The sequence below is a fragment of the Okeania hirsuta genome (assembly GCF_003838195.1).
Classification (GTDB): Bacteria; Cyanobacteriota; Cyanobacteriia; order Cyanobacteriales; family Microcoleaceae; genus Okeania; species Okeania hirsuta.
The window spans coordinates 1-1,488 of sequence record NZ_RCBY01000570.1 but is presented as its reverse complement, the minus strand read 5'-3'; the positions used below and the strand labels follow the sequence as shown (position 1 = coordinate 1,488).

Annotated in this window: 1 protein-coding gene; it reads left to right on the top strand. The window is 33.7% G+C overall.

Annotation, left to right across the window (positions count from 1 at the left end; all coding sequences use genetic code 11):
- On the top strand, window positions 1-1,009 hold a 1,009-nt coding region (locus D5R40_RS32920), incomplete at its 5' end, for a DUF3466 family protein (protein ID WP_124147829.1).
- Window positions 1,010-1,488 lie beyond the last annotated feature (479 nt).

Genomic DNA, 1,488 nt, shown 5'->3' with positions numbered 1-1,488 from the left:
GATGCCCAGTGTAACACAATCAAATGTTACTACTGCTGCCTCTTGTTATGAGCTGACTGACTTAGGTACATTTAGAGACTATGTAAGTGTAGCCAAAGATATTAACGACTCTGCTCAAATAGTTGGTTATTCAATTAACGATATAGGGCAAAAACAAGCCTTTGTATGGGACTCTGACGAAGGTATGCAAGATATTGGTACTATTGGTAATCATTCTAGCTGTCCCTATAGTATTAATGATTATGGCCAAGTAGTTGGCTATTCTGTATATGATTGTGGTCAACGGAAAGCTTTTATTTGGGATAAGACAAAAGGAATACATCACCTTGATTCCAAAAGTAATAATTTGAGTGAGGCTTATTGTATTAATAATTCTGGTCAAGTAGTAGGTTTTTCTGTCACTAATAATGGTCAAAGAAAAGCTTTTATTTGGGATGAGACAAAAGGCATACAAAATCTTAGTATTTCTGATGATATAGAAAGTAGTGCCTACGCAATTAACTATTCTGGTCAAGTAGTAGGCTATTCTGTTTCTTCAGATTTAATCGTAAAGGCTTTTATATGGAATGGTGACAAAGATATCCAAGAATTACCAGGTTTTTTAGGTTCAGATATTAATAGGTCTGGCCAGGTGATTGGTTTTTATTCTATGCCTCAACACAATAACCGAGCTTTTTTGTGGAATGGCAGTGAGGAATTTCAAGACCTTGGTACTATTTCTAATAATGTCAACTTACAATTTTTTGACAGTGAAGCTAATAGTATTAATGATTTTGGTCTAATAGTTGGTTCTTCTGACAAGCTAATAAATACAGAGCAAGAAGGATGGGCTAAAAGAGCTTTTATTTGGGATAGTCTTAATCAGATGCAAGACCTAAATGATTTGATCGATCCTTCCTCTGGTTGGGTTCTTAAGGAAGCACGATCTATTAATAATCATGGGCAAATTGTTGGATGGGGAATGAAAGATAAAAGTAGTTGTTCTTTTCTGTTAACACCTATTTCCTAGGGTGCATCTCAATTTTGAATAAAGCCAAAAAATTATTGATTTTATGGAACAGGGAACAGGGAACAGGGAACAGGGAATAGGGAATAGGAAAAAAGTATTTTTGCAAATAGCAAATATGAGATACACCCATTTCCTAACAGAGATAATAGATAATACAATTAGATATTTATAGGTAGTGGTTTTCCTAGATAATTCATACTCAAACTGTAATAAATATCGCTTTGCCTCTATTTCTAGAAGCAAAGCTACAAATTCAACAATTAATAATTAATAATTACCTCTCCTTTAAAAGTAAGCATTCAGCCATCAGCCATCAGCTATTGCTTTTAGTTTACGATAAAAGCTTGATTAATTATCTTACTAGAAAAGTTGGCTCTCTTGCCCTTAAAATCTATATTTAATTTAAAAACTGTCCTTAAGGAGAGAGTTTCGACTTAGTTAACAATTTGCGCAATTTATCGACATAATACGATAGTTCT